Source organism: Streptomyces sp. NPDC001852 (assembly GCF_042891825.1).
Taxonomy (GTDB): domain Bacteria; phylum Actinomycetota; class Actinomycetes; order Streptomycetales; family Streptomycetaceae; genus Streptomyces.
Window position 1 is genome coordinate 20,210 of record NZ_JBIATN010000003.1, and the last position, 14,215, is coordinate 34,424.

The 14,215-nt window shown below is 72.1% G+C and carries 13 protein-coding genes; 3 read left to right on the forward strand and 10 right to left on the reverse strand.

All coding sequences use genetic code 11. The features are described 5' to 3' along the window. Nucleotides 1-52 precede the first annotated feature (52 nt). The 3 genes from serS to ACFYZB_RS05420 form a co-directional block, all read right to left on the reverse strand. A complete protein-coding gene (serS, locus tag ACFYZB_RS05410; RefSeq protein ID WP_388754630.1) occupies nt 53-1,336 on the reverse strand; it encodes a serine--tRNA ligase in 1,284 nt (427 codons plus the stop codon). Between the two features lie 332 nt (nt 1,337-1,668). Continuing rightward, entirely contained in the window at nt 1,669-2,238 is a 570-nt protein-coding gene (locus ACFYZB_RS05415; protein WP_351205866.1) for an ATP-binding protein, read from the reverse strand. A gap of 308 nt (nt 2,239-2,546) precedes the next feature. Next, nucleotides 2,547-2,924: an STAS domain-containing protein gene (locus tag ACFYZB_RS05420; RefSeq protein WP_225822271.1), complete on the reverse strand. Its 378-nt coding sequence runs from the start codon at nt 2,922-2,924 to the stop codon at nt 2,547-2,549. Between the two features lie 246 nt (nt 2,925-3,170). On the opposite strand from ACFYZB_RS05420, the gene ACFYZB_RS05425 reads away from it, so the two are divergent. Continuing rightward, nucleotides 3,171-4,067 (forward strand): RNA polymerase sigma factor SigF, encoded by an 897-nt coding sequence (locus ACFYZB_RS05425; RefSeq protein ID WP_351205869.1) that lies wholly within the window; start codon nt 3,171-3,173, stop codon nt 4,065-4,067. A gap of 313 nt (nt 4,068-4,380) precedes the next feature. Beyond that, a complete protein-coding gene (locus tag ACFYZB_RS05430; protein ID WP_388754634.1) occupies nt 4,381-5,958 on the forward strand; it encodes a ricin-type beta-trefoil lectin domain protein in 1,578 nt (525 codons plus the stop codon). An 11-nt stretch (nt 5,959-5,969) separates the two neighbouring features. Here ACFYZB_RS05430 and ACFYZB_RS05435 read toward each other — a convergent pair whose 3' ends face one another. The 3 genes from ACFYZB_RS05435 to ACFYZB_RS05445 form a co-directional block, all read right to left on the reverse strand. Next, nucleotides 5,970-6,341: a hypothetical protein gene (locus ACFYZB_RS05435; RefSeq protein WP_388754637.1), complete on the reverse strand. Its 372-nt coding sequence runs from the start codon at nt 6,339-6,341 to the stop codon at nt 5,970-5,972. Beyond that, nucleotides 6,338-6,601 carry a hypothetical protein gene (locus ACFYZB_RS05440; RefSeq protein ID WP_388754640.1) on the reverse strand — a complete coding sequence of 88 codons (264 nt, stop codon included), beginning with the start codon at nt 6,599-6,601 and terminating at the stop codon, nt 6,338-6,340. The genes ACFYZB_RS05435 and ACFYZB_RS05440 overlap by 4 nt, the downstream gene beginning before the upstream one ends. A 171-nt stretch (nt 6,602-6,772) precedes the next feature. Further along, a complete protein-coding gene (locus ACFYZB_RS05445) occupies nt 6,773-6,994 on the reverse strand; it encodes a hypothetical protein (protein WP_388754643.1) in 222 nt (73 codons plus the stop codon). Nucleotides 6,995-7,111: 117 nt separating this feature from the next. Here ACFYZB_RS05445 and ACFYZB_RS05450 point away from each other — a divergent pair, with 117 nt between their 5' ends. After that, entirely contained in the window at nt 7,112-8,779 is a 1,668-nt protein-coding gene (locus ACFYZB_RS05450; RefSeq protein WP_388754646.1) for a hypothetical protein, read from the forward strand. A 6-nt stretch (nt 8,780-8,785) separates the two neighbouring features. Here ACFYZB_RS05450 and hutI read toward each other — a convergent pair whose 3' ends face one another. From hutI to hutU, 4 genes are read right to left on the reverse strand one after another with little or no spacing between them, the layout of a single operon-like run. Continuing rightward, complete coding sequence (gene hutI, locus ACFYZB_RS05455; RefSeq protein WP_388754649.1) at nt 8,786-9,961, reverse strand: imidazolonepropionase; 1,176 nt, start codon at nt 9,959-9,961, stop codon at nt 8,786-8,788. A gap of 20 nt (nt 9,962-9,981) precedes the next feature. After that, nucleotides 9,982-11,325 carry a formimidoylglutamate deiminase gene (locus ACFYZB_RS05460; protein ID WP_351206390.1) on the reverse strand — a complete coding sequence of 448 codons (1,344 nt, stop codon included), beginning with the start codon at nt 11,323-11,325 and terminating at the stop codon, nt 9,982-9,984. Continuing rightward, nucleotides 11,316-12,533 carry an allantoate amidohydrolase gene (locus tag ACFYZB_RS05465; RefSeq protein ID WP_388754652.1) on the reverse strand — a complete coding sequence of 406 codons (1,218 nt, stop codon included), beginning with the start codon at nt 12,531-12,533 and terminating at the stop codon, nt 11,316-11,318. The genes ACFYZB_RS05460 and ACFYZB_RS05465 overlap by 10 nt, the downstream gene beginning before the upstream one ends. Continuing rightward, on the reverse strand, nt 12,530-14,194 hold the full coding sequence (gene hutU / locus ACFYZB_RS05470) for a urocanate hydratase (RefSeq protein ID WP_351205877.1): 1,665 nt from the start codon (nt 14,192-14,194) through the stop codon (nt 12,530-12,532). The genes ACFYZB_RS05465 and hutU overlap by 4 nt, the downstream gene beginning before the upstream one ends. Between the last annotated feature and the right edge of the window lie 21 nt (nt 14,195-14,215).

The following is a 14,215-nucleotide window of genomic DNA, read 5'->3' on the forward strand; positions in this document are numbered from 1 at the left end:
TGACGATCCGGCGTGTGCGGCGCGTTGCCGGAGTGGAGGGTGGGCCGCGGTCTCACGGCCTGCGCAGCACCTCCGGCAGGCCCCAGCGCCGGAGCACCTCGGGTACGGCGACCGTGCCGTCGGGCCGCTGGTGCTGTTCCAGGAGGGCCGGCACCAGACGGCTGGTGGCCAGGCCCGAGGCGTTGAGCGTGTGGACGTACGCCGCCCTGCCGCCTCCGGCCGGGCGGTACCGGATGCCGCCACGCCGGGCCTGGTAGTCACGGGCGTTCGACACCGAACTGACCTCGACGTACATGCCGAGGCTGGGCAGCCAGACCTCGACGTCGTAGGTACTGGCCTGGGCGGCGCTGGTGTCCCCGGCGGCGAGCCGGGTGACCCGGTGGTGCAGGCCGAGCCCGGCCACCAGCTCCTCGGCCCGCGCCAGCAGTTCGAGCTGGGCGGCGTCCGAGTCGGCGGGCCGGGTGAGCTGGAACAACTCGACCTTGTTGAACTGGTGGCCGCGCAGGGTACCCCGGTCGGCGGTGCGGTGGCCGCCGGCCTCCTTGCGGTAACAGGGCGTGTACGCCACGTACTTGAGCGGCAGCTCGCTCTCGTCGAGGGTCTCGCCGTGGTGCAGGCCGGCGAGCGCGGTCTCGGCGGTGGGCAGCAGGAACCGCTCGGGGCGGCCGTCGGGGGCGCGGTCCGTGACGAAGACGTCGTCCGCGAACTTCGGGAACTGGCCCGCGGCGTACCCGGCCTGCCAGGTGAGCAGGTGGGGCGGCAGTACGAAGGTGTAGCCCGCCCGGCGGTGGCCGTCCAGGAAGTGGTTGAGCAGCGCCCACTCCAGCGCGGCGCCCTCGCCCCGGTAGATCCAGTGCCCGCTCCCGGCGAGCGCGGCGCCGCGCCGGTGGTCGACCAGTCCGAGGTCCTCGGTGAGCCGCACGTGGTCGCGGGGCGGGAAACCGAACTCCGGGCGGGCGCCCCCGGTGCGGACGACCTCGTTGTGCTCCTTGCCGCCCGCGGGCACGTCCGGATCGGGGAGGTTCGGCAGGCCGTCGAGGAAGGCGCGGTGTTCGCTCTCCAGCCGGCCGTGCGCGGCGGTCGCCTCCGCGACGTCGTCGGCCAGGTGCGCGGCCCGGTCGAGGAGTTCGTCCGCCGGTTCGCCGGTCCGGCGGCGGGCCGCGATGTCCGCCGAGACGCGGCGCCGTTCGCCGCGCAGCCGCTCCAGGGCCGTACGGGCCTTGCGCAGCCGCTCGTCGAGCGCGAGGAAGGCGTCGAGGTCCACCTCCAGGCCGCGTTTGGCGAGGCCTTCGCGGACGCGTCGGGGGTGCTGTCGGATGAGGGTGACGTCAAGCATGGTGCTGCCCAACTGGTCGGCGGGGCGGCACGGTCCGCCCCGGGTCGGTTCCCTCGGGGCGTGGGCGAGAGGGTGCTCGCGGTGCCACCACGCCTTCGCCGTCGTACGACAGTCCGGGTACGACGGCCTCGTGGGGCCCGGTGACGGGGGCCGGCCGGCGGGGCATTTCCTCCCCGCACTCGGGAGGGGATTCACACCGGGGGGCGAGGCCGCCTTCACAGCGGGTGGCGGCTCTCTCGGCTCGCTGGGTCCCGGGCTACTCGTCTCCGTCAGCGCGTTGCGCCCAGCGTAGGCGGTGCCGTACCCGGCGCAAACCGAATTGTCCCGCTGCCCTACGCCGGGGCGCCCAGCTCCGCCCACACCCTCTTGCCCGGCCGGCCCGCGGCGCGGACGACGCCCCAGTCCAGGCACAGCCGCTGCACGATGAACATGCCGTGGCCGCCGGGGCGGCCGGCGCGGTGCGGGGTGCGCGGGGCCGGCTGGCCGGTGCCGCGGTCGGCGACCTCGATCCGGATCACCTTGTTGTCGCAGGCCAGGAGCAGTTCCTCGGGGCCCTCGGCGTGCAGGCAGGCGTTGGTGACCAGTTCGGAGACGACGAGCAGCACGTCCTCGGCGGCGGCCCGCTGGTCCGCGCCGGCCGCGGGCAGCCAGCCCCAGGCGTACAGCGCCTGGCGGGTGAAGTCGCGGGCGAGCGGGACGACCCCGCTCTCACCCTGCAGGCCGATCCTGCGGACCTGCGGCCCGCCGATGCCCTGAGTGCCGTCGGCGGACCCGGGCGGCACGGACGGCGCGGCTGCCCCCGTGGGCGCGCCTGCCGTCGGCGCACCCCCCTCGGACGCCCCGGAAGCGCCGCTGGGCTCCGGGCCGCGGTCGCCCGGCGAGCAAGGCCGGGTGGTGCTCATCAGCGCTTCACCTCACCGATTCACCAGTTCACGATTCAAAGGGCCGGCACTGCTCCGTGCCGGCCGGTCCGTACGTCGTCCGCCCGCTGTCGGCGCGGGGGTGTCCTGCTCGCCCGTCCGTCGCACGTACGTCCCGTCCGGTCGTTGCGCCGGTCCCGGGGCGGTCCGGGCCGGCGGTCGTCAGGGGCTGCCCCGCCTTCTCCTGCCCTCTCCTGCCCGGCCGATCCGGCACAACACCCCTGATTTCGGCGTACCGGCCGCGGGGCGTCCACGGCCGGCGTCGCGCGGGAGGGCGGGGGGCGGCGGACTCAGTCGGCGCCGTCGGCCAGAGCGGCCTCCACGGAGTCGTGCACGGTGAAGACCGCCTCGGCCCCGGTGATCTCGAACACCCGGGCGACCACCGGCTGCATCCCCGCCAGATGGACCCCGCCACCGGCGGCCTCGGCCTTCAGGCGGGCGCCGAGCAGCACGTTCAGGCCCGTGGAGTCGCAGAACTCCAGGCGCGTGCAGTCCACGACGAGGCGCGAGAAGCCCTTGGCCAGGAGGTCGTCGAGGGGCTCACGCAACAGATCGGCGGTGTGGTGATCGAGCTCACCCGCCGGTGTCACAACGGCGCTGGAGCCCTCTTCCCGCACCTCCACCAGAAGCCGGCCCGACTGTGCGCTGCCGACCGTCCCGTGGTCCATGCCGTCTCTCTCCCGAGGTCGTGGACGCTGACTGCTCTCGAACATTACGCCCTCCATGCACACTCCGGCACCCGAAGAACCTCACAGAATCGGACATACCGCAACAGAACGCACTTGCGATCGCCTCGGTGAACCGGGTAGGGCTAGTAAGGACACGTACCCCTACACGTGGCTTTGGAGGCGCCGCACACCGCAGTGCACGCACCGGCTTCGGCAGCCATATGCCGAGAACGATGGAGGACACCCATGTCACCCCGGCTCGACGCATCGCATACCCCGATCGCGACGTCGACACCCCCACCGGAACAACTGGATCATCCCATCGACGCCCTCGACGCCTTCGAGGGACTCCCGGAGATCCCCCCGTACGACGAGATCGGCCCGGTCGACGCGCGGGCCCTGTCCAAGACCCTCTTCGAGCGCCTGGAGTCGCTGGAGGAAGGGACGCACGAGTACTCGTACGTCCGCAACACCCTCGTCGAGCTCAACCTCGCGCTCGTGAAGTTCGCCGCCTCCCGTTTCCGCTCCCGCAGCGAGCCGATGGAGGACATCATCCAGGTCGGCACCATCGGCCTGATCAAGGCGATCGACCGCTTCGAACTCTCCCGCGGGGTGGAATTCCCCACTTTCGCGATGCCGACCATCATCGGCGAGATCAAGCGGTTCTTCCGCGACACCTCGTGGTCCGTGCGCGTTCCGCGCCGGCTGCAGGAGCTGCGCCTGGACCTGGCCAAGGCCGGGGACGAGCTGGCCCAGCGGCTGGACCGGGCACCGACCGTCCCGGAGCTGGCCGAGAAGCTCGGCATCTCCAACGACGAGGTCGTCGAGGGCATGGCCGCCTCGAACGCGTACACCGCCTCGTCGCTGGACGCCCAGCCCGAGGAGGACGAGACCGAGGGCGCGCTCGCGGACCGCATCGGGTACGAGGACCACGGGCTGGAGGGCATCGAGTACGTGGAGTCCCTCAAGCCGCTGATCGCCGAGCTCCCGTCCCGGGACCGGAAGATCCTCTCCCTGCGGTTCGTGGCGAACATGACCCAGTCGGAGATCGGCGAGGAACTCGGCATCTCCCAGATGCACGTGTCCCGCCTGCTGGCGCGCACGCTGGTGCGGCTGCGCAAGGGTCTGACGATCGAGGAGTGACCTCCGCGTCCGCCGCGGTGACGCCTCCGCAGTGGCCCGGCCGCCGGTGCCGGGCCGCTGCGGCGTCTCCGCCGCCGGCCCACCCCTCCGGTTCGCGCGGGTATCCACGAATCCGCCCGTCATTCCCGGTTCTTGACCGTCCTGGCGCCCAACTGGCCCCACGGTCCCAACCGTTATCCGGTTACTCAGGGTAACCCCTTTTCCCGGCCCTTCTCCTCGACCACTATGGCCCCCCGAACCGGCTACTGGCCGGTATGTGAGACCCAGGGGCCGCAACGACGCGGCGCTCCGGTGGTGCGAGGAGGCTGGACACATGGCTGAGGGGGACGGGGCCGGCACGGGCGGAACCGGGGCGGGCGACACCGGGACGGGCGGGGAGTACGAGGACGCACCGGACGCCCGGCTGACCGAACTGCTCCGCTCCCCCACGGCGACGGCGTACCCCGCCCTGCAGGAACTGCGCCGCCGGCACCACCCGGCGGTCCTGGCCTACGCCCGGCTGTGCGCCGCGGGCGAGTCCGCCGCCCGCCGGCTGGCGACGGAGGTGTTCACCGCGGCGGCCCGCGAGACGGCCCGGGGCGTCGACCCGGCCGTCCCGCTGCGCCACCGGCTGCTGCTGCTCACCGCACGGCTGGCGGCCGGCTGGGCGCGCGACGAGCGCTCCGCCGGCGTCGACCCCGGACTGCTGCTCGTCCTGAACGCGTCCGGCCTGCCCGAGGGCCCCACCCCGCCCCTGCTCCCGGCGTTCCGCTCGCTGCCCTCCCGTACCCAGGGCCTGATCTGGTACGGCGTGCTGGAGACAGAGCCGCAGCAGCGCACCGCCGCCTTCCTCGGCCTCAGCGGCGTCGACGTGGCCTACGGCACCCCGCAGGCCCTCAAGGCACTGGCTCAGGCCTGCCTCCGCGACCGGCTCGCCGCCTCGGAGGACCCGCACTGCGCCGACTTCCGCCGGCTGATCGAGGAGGCGGTACGGCCGGACGGCCCGCGCCACAGCGCCGACCTGGACGCCCACATGGCCCGCTGCCCGCACTGCACGGCCGCGTTCGAGGACCTGCGGGCCCTGCGGGACACGCCCCGGCAGACCCTGGCCGAGGGCCTGCTGCCGTGGAGCGGAACGGCGTACCTGCGCGCCGACGATCCTCCGGCCGCCCCCCGCCCTGCCGCCGTACGTCCGTCGTCCTGGCCGCCCGGACGCCGCATCCTGCTGGCCTCGGCGGCCCTGGGCGTGGCCCTGACCCCGCTCCTGGTGTTCGCCCTCACCCCGGCACACCCCGACGACCAGCAGCCGACGGCCGCGACGCCCACGCCCACGCCCCCACCGGTGACGGTGACGGCGACGGTCTCCGTCACCCCGCCCCCCTCGCCCTCCCCCACGAAGTCCCCGTCCCCCGGGCCGACTTCGGCCACGCCGAGCCCGAGCCGCCCGGCCACGCACCCGCCCCGCACCCAGCAGCCGACTCCCGCGCCGACGCCCTCGTTCGCACCGCCCGGCACCTCCTTCGCCCAGGTGGTGAACCTCGCGACCGGCCGCTGCCTGGACATCCGCGACGGCGACCTGTCGCAGGGCAACGACGTCATCACGGCCCCCTGCTCCTCCTCCGACACCCAGCGCTGGAGGTTCGACACCTACCTGGGCGTCCTGCGCTCCGGCGCCGACGACAACTTCTGCCTGGACAGCCGCGGCTCGACCGACCGCGGCGTGGGCATCTGGACGTGCGACTCGGTCTACGGCGACAACGGCGACAACCTCCGCTTCACCATCGACCCCGACGGCACGATCCGCCCGAACATCGCCATCGAGACCGCGGTCACCCCGGACGGCCGCCACGGCGTCTCCCTGCAGCCCCTGGACGGCGGACGGGAGCAGCGGTGGGGGGCGGGGGCGCGTTGAACGCTGCAGTGTCAGGGCTTGCCGATGTCCACGACCCAGACGCCCGTCCCGTCATAGGCCTCGGGTGTCGCGGTCAGCACCTGTCCTTCGACCGTGTCCACCGCGGCCGCGTAGACCGCGTGTCCCAGGGGCCAGTCGAGCCCATCGGACACCAGCTGTTCGACCGCCGCCGCTCCGGCGAAGTCGAGTGGCAGGAACTCAAGCCCGGGCAGAGCACCGACGTGCGCCGCCACTCCCGGACGCTCAAGGCTTGCGGCGACAAGGCACAGCGCCGGCACGTGAGCACGCTGGACCGGATCGTCGACCTCGACCACGGCCAGCCCCGAGAGCAGCCGGTGGCCGCGGCACAGCGCGAGGACCGCCGTGTGGTCCAAAATAATCACCGACGGCTCCCCACTTGCCTGGCGGAGATCGCCGCCCGCCACTGCTGCGCATCTCGCACGTCGTCCTCGGCGAAATCCTCCCGCAGGTGCGCCTTCACATAGGCGACGGCCCGGGCCGTTCGCTCGGCCCGCTCGGCCTCGGTGGGGGTCGCGGCGACCACGCGCTCGACATACGCCCGCGTGCTCATACCGCGCTCTTCCGCCAGCGTGCGCAGACGGTCCCTCGTCGACTCGCTGATCTTGATCGTGGTGTCGGCCATGAAGTGAGAATACAACTGAATACCACGATGCCCGCCTTCACGATCGTCGGCAACCACCTCGCCCAACAACGGCATCGGCGTCCAAATCCAGTTACTGCCGGACAAGACCGAAGCGACCGGCAATGACGGCGAGGCAGGCGAGGGACAGGCGCCCTGAGCGCCCTGCGCCGCTCACTGATTCCGGCTGGCGATGAGCGCTGTGCGGGTCCATGCCGCCAACTGCCGCAGGATCACCGTGGAACGCGCGCTGTGCCTTGGGAGAAACGGAAGAATGACGAGTGCCGGCGTGCACGCGAGGGTCACGACAAGCAGTGGCATGAGGGCGATGAGGACGACGAGAACGCGCTGCAGCCAGCGGCTGCCCGCGGCCACGGCGCCCCAGGACGGTGTCATGGTTCGACGGCTCCATTCCGTGGGAGGGACCTATCGGAACAGCACCGTTCCCGAACCGAGCCGGTTGCGACAGCCGCACCGGTTGCCGGTTCCAGGGCAATACGGAGGGGCACGCCGGTGACCGATGGGACGCCTGCGAACAGGGGCTCTGCAGGGCTGGAACGGGGAGAGGTCCCCGAAGTTGTCGCGCTCGGCAACGCGTTGACGACCCTTTTCAACACCCTGGGGGTGTCTCAGAGCGCCTACGCCGTCCGCGTCTCACTCGACAAGTCGGCGGTGTCGCGTGCGCTGCGCGGCCGACGGGTGGCCACCCAGGACTTCATCGACCGGCTGGTGAGGGAGGTGGAGTCGACCCGAGGCGCGCCGGTGCAGCCGGAAGTACGCTCCAATTTGCGCCAGTTACGCCTGAACGCACTGCACGTGTGTGACCCGGCTGCGTATGAGCTGGAGTCGTTACGGGGTGAGATGGAGCGCACACAGCGCAAGGTCGAGGTCCTGGTCAGACACCAGGAGGCCCTGCACGACTTGCTGGAGAAGAAGGAGCAGCAGGTCGAACAGCTACGTGCCGAGCTGCACCAGGTGCGCCAGGACTGGATCGCCGACCAGGCCGTCGCCACGGACGCGGAAGTGGCGGTGCAGACGGAGCCCGTTGCTGACGAGCACGATCTGGCGGAAGAAGTCGCCCGCCTCCAGGCCGAGCTGGCCGATGTCGCCGCGGCCCGCGCCGAAGCGGAGGCGAGGTGCGCGGAGCTGGAGTCACGGGTGAGGGAGATGGAGGAGGAAGTGGCCGCGCGGTCCGGCGAGGCGGGCAGTGTGATGCTCCCGCTCGGAATCGTGCAGGACCAGCTGACCGCCCACTGGGAATCGGGCCGGACCATCGAAGCCGCCCGCGATCTCACCGAAGCCGCACTGACCCGGCAGGTGGACGAGCTGTCCGACCTGGTCAACTGGCTGGACGAGCGCGGAACCCGGACACACGCCGACCACGTGGTGCGCGAAGTGGCCCGCATCCGTGGCGTCGAGGACGTGGCCGCGTTCGGCAGGCGGACCCTGGATCTGCAGTGGAGGCCGTCGTCCGCTCATCGGGCCGCCGAGCGGGCCGGGCTCCTCGCCGCCGAGGCGTGCCTGGTGATGACCCCACAGGACATCGCGGCACTGCATCTGCTCTGGCCAAACCAGTGGGATCCGGGACCGGATCGGGTTCTCCTGCTACGGGGGCAGGGACCGCACAGCATCCTGGCCGCGCTGCTCGAGTCCCCGCGCGGTCTGGATGACATCGCTCAGGTCATGGCTCATTTGCCCGTCGATGACGAGGCAGCGGTCAGAAACCTGCGTTCAGCAGCGGCCTTGGGAGACGAACACAAACTCGCCCTGCTTCCGCTGGCGAAGGAATTCGAATGGCGTGAACTCTTCTCGCTCCTCTTCATTGACTTCTCGAAGGACGTCAAAGCGGACCACATCTGGCTGGCGCTCGGGACAACGCGGCTCAGTCGGATGACGGACCAGCAGTGGCGCGCCCTGACAGGTACGCTCCTGGAGAATCTGTCGCTGGTGCACTTCTCACGCGTCTTCTGCGGTGCCTGTGAGGTGTACAAGGACTTCCTCACCCCGGAAGGCCTTCGTCATACCTTCCTGGCCGTGATGCTGCAGGAACTCGACGACCGGGGCCTGTTGCGCGACTTCAGCAAGATCGCCGGAAGCAGACCGGCTCTTCTGCCCAAACGTCGCAAGGAGCGCGCCCTGGCCAGGGGAGCCCTGATCGCCTGGCACAGGAGTCGGTCCTGAGGTCGCTCAGACCACCCTCACCCCGCGCCGCCACACCCCGCTGACCAGGGGTACGCCCGGGCGGTAGGCGAGGTGGACGTGGCTGGGGGCGTCCAGGAGGGTGAGGTCGGCTCGGGCGCCGGGGGTGAGACGGCCGATGTCGGTGCGGCGCAGGGCCGCCGCGCCGCCCGCCGTTGCCGACCAGACCGCCTCGTCCGGGGTCATCCGCATGTCGCGGACGGCCAGGGCGATGCAGAAGGGGACGGAGGAGGTGAAGGACGACCCCGGGTTGCAGTCGGTGGAGAGGGCGACCGTGACGCCCGCGTCCAGCAGACGGCGGGCGTCCGGCCACTCGGCGCGGGTGGAGAACTCGGCGCCGGGCAGGAGGGTGGCCACCGTACGACTGTTGGCCAGGGCGTCGACGTCCTCGTCCGTGAGGTGGGTGCAGTGGTCGGCGCTGGCCGCGTCCAGTTCGACGGCCAGTCGGACGCCGGGGCCGTAGGAGAGCTGGTTGGCGTGGATGCGGGGGTGCAGGCCCTTCGCCCTGCCCGCGGTGAGGATGGCGCGGGCCTGGTCGCCGTCGAAGGCGCCCTTCTCGCAGAACACGTCGATCCAGCGGGCGTACGGCGCGCAGGCGTCCAGCATCTCGCCGGTGACCAGGGCGACATACGCGGCCGGGTCGTCGGCGTAGTCCGGGGAGACGATGTGTGCGCCGAGGTACGTCACCTCGTCGGTGTGCTTCGCGGCGAGGCGCAGGGCGCGGGACTCGTCCTCGACGGTCAGTCCGTAGCCCGACTTGGTCTCGAACGTCGTCGTGCCCTGGCGCAGGGCCTCGTCGAGGTAGCGGGTGAGGTTGGCCTCCAGGTCCGCGTCGCTCGCCGCCCGGGTGGCCGCGACGGTGGTGCGGATGCCGCCCGCCGTGTAGGAGCGGCCGGACATGCGGGCGTTGAACTCCTGCGTGCGGTCCCCGGCGAAGACCAGGTGCGAGTGGGAGTCCACGAAGCCCGGCAGCACCGCCCGGCCGCCCGCGTCGACCCGATTGTCAGTGGCGGGTGCTTTGCTGGATTCACCGGTCCACGCGACGCGGTCGCCGTCGATGACGACGGCCGCGTCCTGGATCAGACCGAGGGGGGAGCCGTCACCGAGGGAGGGGTCGTTGGTGACCAGCGTGGCGATGTTGGTGATGACGGTGCTGCTGCTCATGGTGTCCTCGTGGGTGGTGGTCAGGAGCGGAGGGCTTCGGCTGCCCGCGCGAGGGCCTGCGGCACGTCGGGTACGAGCGTGTGCGCCCCGTCGCGTACGACATGCCGTCCGCCCACGACCGTGTGCCGTACGTCCGCCGCGGTCGCCGCGAATACGGCCGTCTCGGCGCCGAGCCGGGGCAGCGGGCCCGCTGTCCTGACCGAGTCCAGGGCGATCGTCGTGAAGTCGGCGAGGGCGCCGGCTTCGAGGGTGCCGGCCTCCTCCCAGCCGAGGGCGGCGTGGCCGTCGGCGGTGGCGGCCCGCAGCAGGGCGTCCGCCGTCCAGTGTCCCCGGGTGCGGGTGCGCAGCCGCTCGTTCAGCTCCATCGCGCGCGCCTCTTCGAGCAGGTCGATGACGGCGTGGCTGTCGGAGCCGAGGGAGAGCGAGGAGCCGGCCCGCTGCAGGGCGACGGCCGGGCCGATGCCGTCGGCCAGGTCGCGCTCGGTGGTCGGGCACATGCAGGTGCCGGTGCCGGAGCCGCCGAGCAGGGCGATGTCCTCCTCGGTGAGGTGGGTGTTGTGCACACCCGTGGTGCGCTGCCCGAGGACGCCGTGGTCGGCGAGCAGCCGGGTGGGCGTGCAGCCGTGCGCGGCGAGGCAGGCGTCGTTCTCGGCGGTCTGCTCCGACAGGTGCACATGAAGCGGGGCCCGCCGCTGCTCGGCCCACCCCGCCACGGTCGCCAGCTGCCCGGCCGGCACGGCCCGTACGGAGTGAACCGCCGCCCCGATCCGTGCGTGATCCCGCTCCTTGAGAACTGCACAGCGTTCGGCCCAGGCCTCCGCGCTGCCGTCGGAGAACCGCAGCTGGTGGGTGTTGGGCGCCTGTCCGAAGCCGGAGGAGAGGTAGGCGGTGTCGAGGAGGGTGATGCGGATACCGGCTTCGGCGGCGGCCGCGATGAGTGCCTCGCCCATGGCGTTGGGGTCGGCGTAGGGGGTGCCGCCGGGTGCGTGGTGGACGTAGTGGAACTCGCCGACGCAGGTGATGCCGGCCAGGGCCATCTCGGCGTACACCGCGCGCGCCAGGGCGTGGTAGGTGTCCGGGGTCAGGTGGTCGGCGACGGAGTACATCACCTCGCGCCAGGTCCAGAAGGTGCCGGAGCCGACCTGGACGGTGCCGCGCAGCGCCCGGTGGAAGGCGTGGCTGTGGGCGTTGGCGAGCCCCGGCAGGGTGAGCCCGCGCAGCACCTCGGCGCCGGGCGGCGGGGTGGGGACACCGGTACGGACGGCGCCGATCCGCCCGTCCTCGATCTCGAGCACGACGCCCGGCTCGACGCATCGGCCGAGCCAGGCGTGCTCCAACCAGTAGGTCCGCTCGGTCACCTGCAGGCCAGCCCTTCCAGTACGTCGGCGAGCGCGCGCACCCCGGCCACGCAGTCGTCCTCGGCGGCGAACTCGGCCGGGGAGTGCGAGACACCGGTGGGGTTGCGCACGAACAGCATGGCGGTCGGAATGCTCCCGGAGAGGATTCCGGCGTCGTGTCCGGCCCCGGTCCCGAGGACGGGCACCGTCAGGCCGGTGTCCTTGCCGAGGATGCGGCCGAGTTCGTCGCGCAGGGCGTGGTCGAACTCCACCACGGGCGTGAAGGACTCCTGCACGACGTCGAGATCGATGCCGTGGGCGTCCGCGTACTCCCGGGCCGCCTTCTCGACACCGCCGACCACCGTGTCCAGGGTCTCCTGGTCGGCGGCGCGGGAGTCGAGCCAGCCGCGCACGAGGGAGGGGATCGCGTTGACCCCGTTGGGCTCCACCGCGATCTTCCCGAAGGTGGCGACGGCACCGGCGAGTTCGGCCTCGCGGCGGGCGGCGAGCACGGTCTCGGCGTAGGACAGCATCGGGTCGCGGCGGTCGACCAGCCGGGTCGTGCCGGCGTGGTTGGCCTCGCCCCGGAAGTCGAACCTCCAGCGGCCGTGCGGCCAGATGGCACTGGCGATGCCCACCCGGTCCCCGGACAGATCCAGGGCCCGTCCCTGCTCGACGTGCAGCTCGACGAAGGCGCCGATCCGGGCCAGCCGCTCCGGGTCGGCCCCGATGCCCTCGGGGTCGTACCCGGCGGCCTCCATGGCCTGCGGGAGGCTGACCCCGTCCCCGTCGGTGAGCCGGTGGGCCTGCTCGACGGTCAGCTGCCCGGCGGTGAGCCGCGACCCGACACAGGCGAGCCCGAACCGGGCCCCTTCCTCGTCTCCGAAGTTGACGACGGCCAGGGGCTTCGCGAACCGCACTCCCCTCCCGCGCAGCTCGTCCAGCGCGGCGAAGGAGGACACGACCCCGAGGGGCCCGTCGAAGGCACCGCCGTCCGGCACGGAGTCGAGGTGCGACCCGGTGACCACCGCATCCCCGGCCGCCGGGTCCCCGAGCCAGGCCCACTGGTTGCCGTTCCGGTCGACCTCGTACGTCAGCCCGCGAGCCTCCGCCTGCTCCGTGAACCAGGCCCGGCACTCGGCGTCGGCCCCGTTCCAGGCGTAACGCCGGTATCCGCCGGAGGCGGAGCTGCGGCCGATCGGCAGCAGCTCCGCCCACATGCTGTGGAAACTCACGCGTCGTCACCCTCGCGCATGGGCACCCGGACACCGCGCTCCCCGGCCACCGACTCCGCGATGTCGTATCCGGCGTCCACGTGCCGGATGACACCCATACCCGGGTCGTTCGTCAGCACCCGCCGGATCTTCTCCCCACCCAGCTTCGTACCGTCGGCCACGGTCACCTGCCCGGCGTGGATGGAGCGCCCCATGCCCACGCCGCCACCGTGGTGGATGGACACCCACGACGCGCCGGAGGCCACGTTCACCATGGCGTTCAGCAGCGGCCAGTCGGCGATCGCGTCGGACCCGTCGAGCATGGCCTCGGTCTCGCGGTACGGCGAGGCCACCGACCCGCAGTCCAGGTGGTCGCGGCCGATCGCCAGCGGAGCCGCCAGCTCGCCGGAGGCCACCATGTCGTTGAAGCGCTCGCCGGCCTTGTCGCGCTCGCCGTAGCCGAGCCAGCAGATGCGCGCGGGCAGCCCCTGGAAGTGGACGCGCTCGCCGGCCATCTTGATCCAGCGGGCCAGGGACTCGTTCTCCGGGAACAGCTCCAGGATCGCCTTGTCGGTCTTGGCGATGTCGGCGGGGTCGCCGGACAGGGCCGCCCAGCGGAAGGGGCCCTTGCCCTCGCAGAACAGCGGGCGGATGTAGGCGGGGACGAAGCCGGGGAAGGCGAACGCCCGGTCATAGCCCGCCAGTTGGGCCTCGCCACGGATGGAGTTGCCGTAGTCGAAGACCTCGGCGCCGGCGTCCATGAAGCCGACCATGGCCTCCACGTGCCGGGCCATGGACTCCCGGGCGCGGGTGGTGAAGCCCGCCGGGTCCTTCGCCGCCTCGGCGGCCATGTCCTCGAAGGCCACGCCCACCGGAAGGTACGACAGCGGGTCGTGGGCGGAGGTCTGGTCGGTGACGATGTCGATGGGGGCGTTCATCGCGAGCAGCTGCGGGACCAGGTCGGCCGCGTTGCCGAGGACGCCGATGGACAGCGGGCGGCGGGCGTCGCGGGCCTCGGTGGCCAGCTGGAGGGCGTGGTCGAGGGAGTCGGCCCTGACGTCCAGGTACCGGTGCTCGATGCGGCGCTCGATGGCGCGCGGGTCGCAGTCGATACAGATGGCGACACCGTCGTTCATCGTCACGGCGAGGGGCTGGGCGCCGCCCATGCCGCCGAGGCCGGCGGTGAGGGTGATGGTCCCGGCGAGGGTGCCGTTGAACTTCTTCGCGGCGACGGCGGCGAAGGTCTCGTAGGTGCCCTGGAGGATGCCCTGGGTGCCGATGTAGATCCAGGAGCCGGCGGTCATCTGGCCGTACATGGTCAGACCGAGGGCCTCCAGGCGGCGGAACTCCTCCCAGTTGGCCCAGTCGCCGACCAGGTTGGAGTTGGCGATGAGGACCCGCGGGGCCCACTCGTGGGTCTGCATCACGCCGACGGGGCGGCCGGACTGGACCAGCATGGTCTCGTCCTGCTTGAGGGTCTTCAGGGTGCGGACCATGGCGTCGAAGGAGCGCCAGTCACGGGCGGCCTTGCCGGTGCCGCCGTAGACGACGAGCTTGTCGGGGTGCTCCGCGACCTCCGGGTCGAGGTTGTTCTGCAGCATGCGCAGGGCGGCCTCCTGCTGCCATCCCAGGGCGCTCAGTTCCGTGCCGCGCGGTGCTCGTACGGGGCGGGGTCCCGACATCGTCTGCCTCCTCCTGTTACT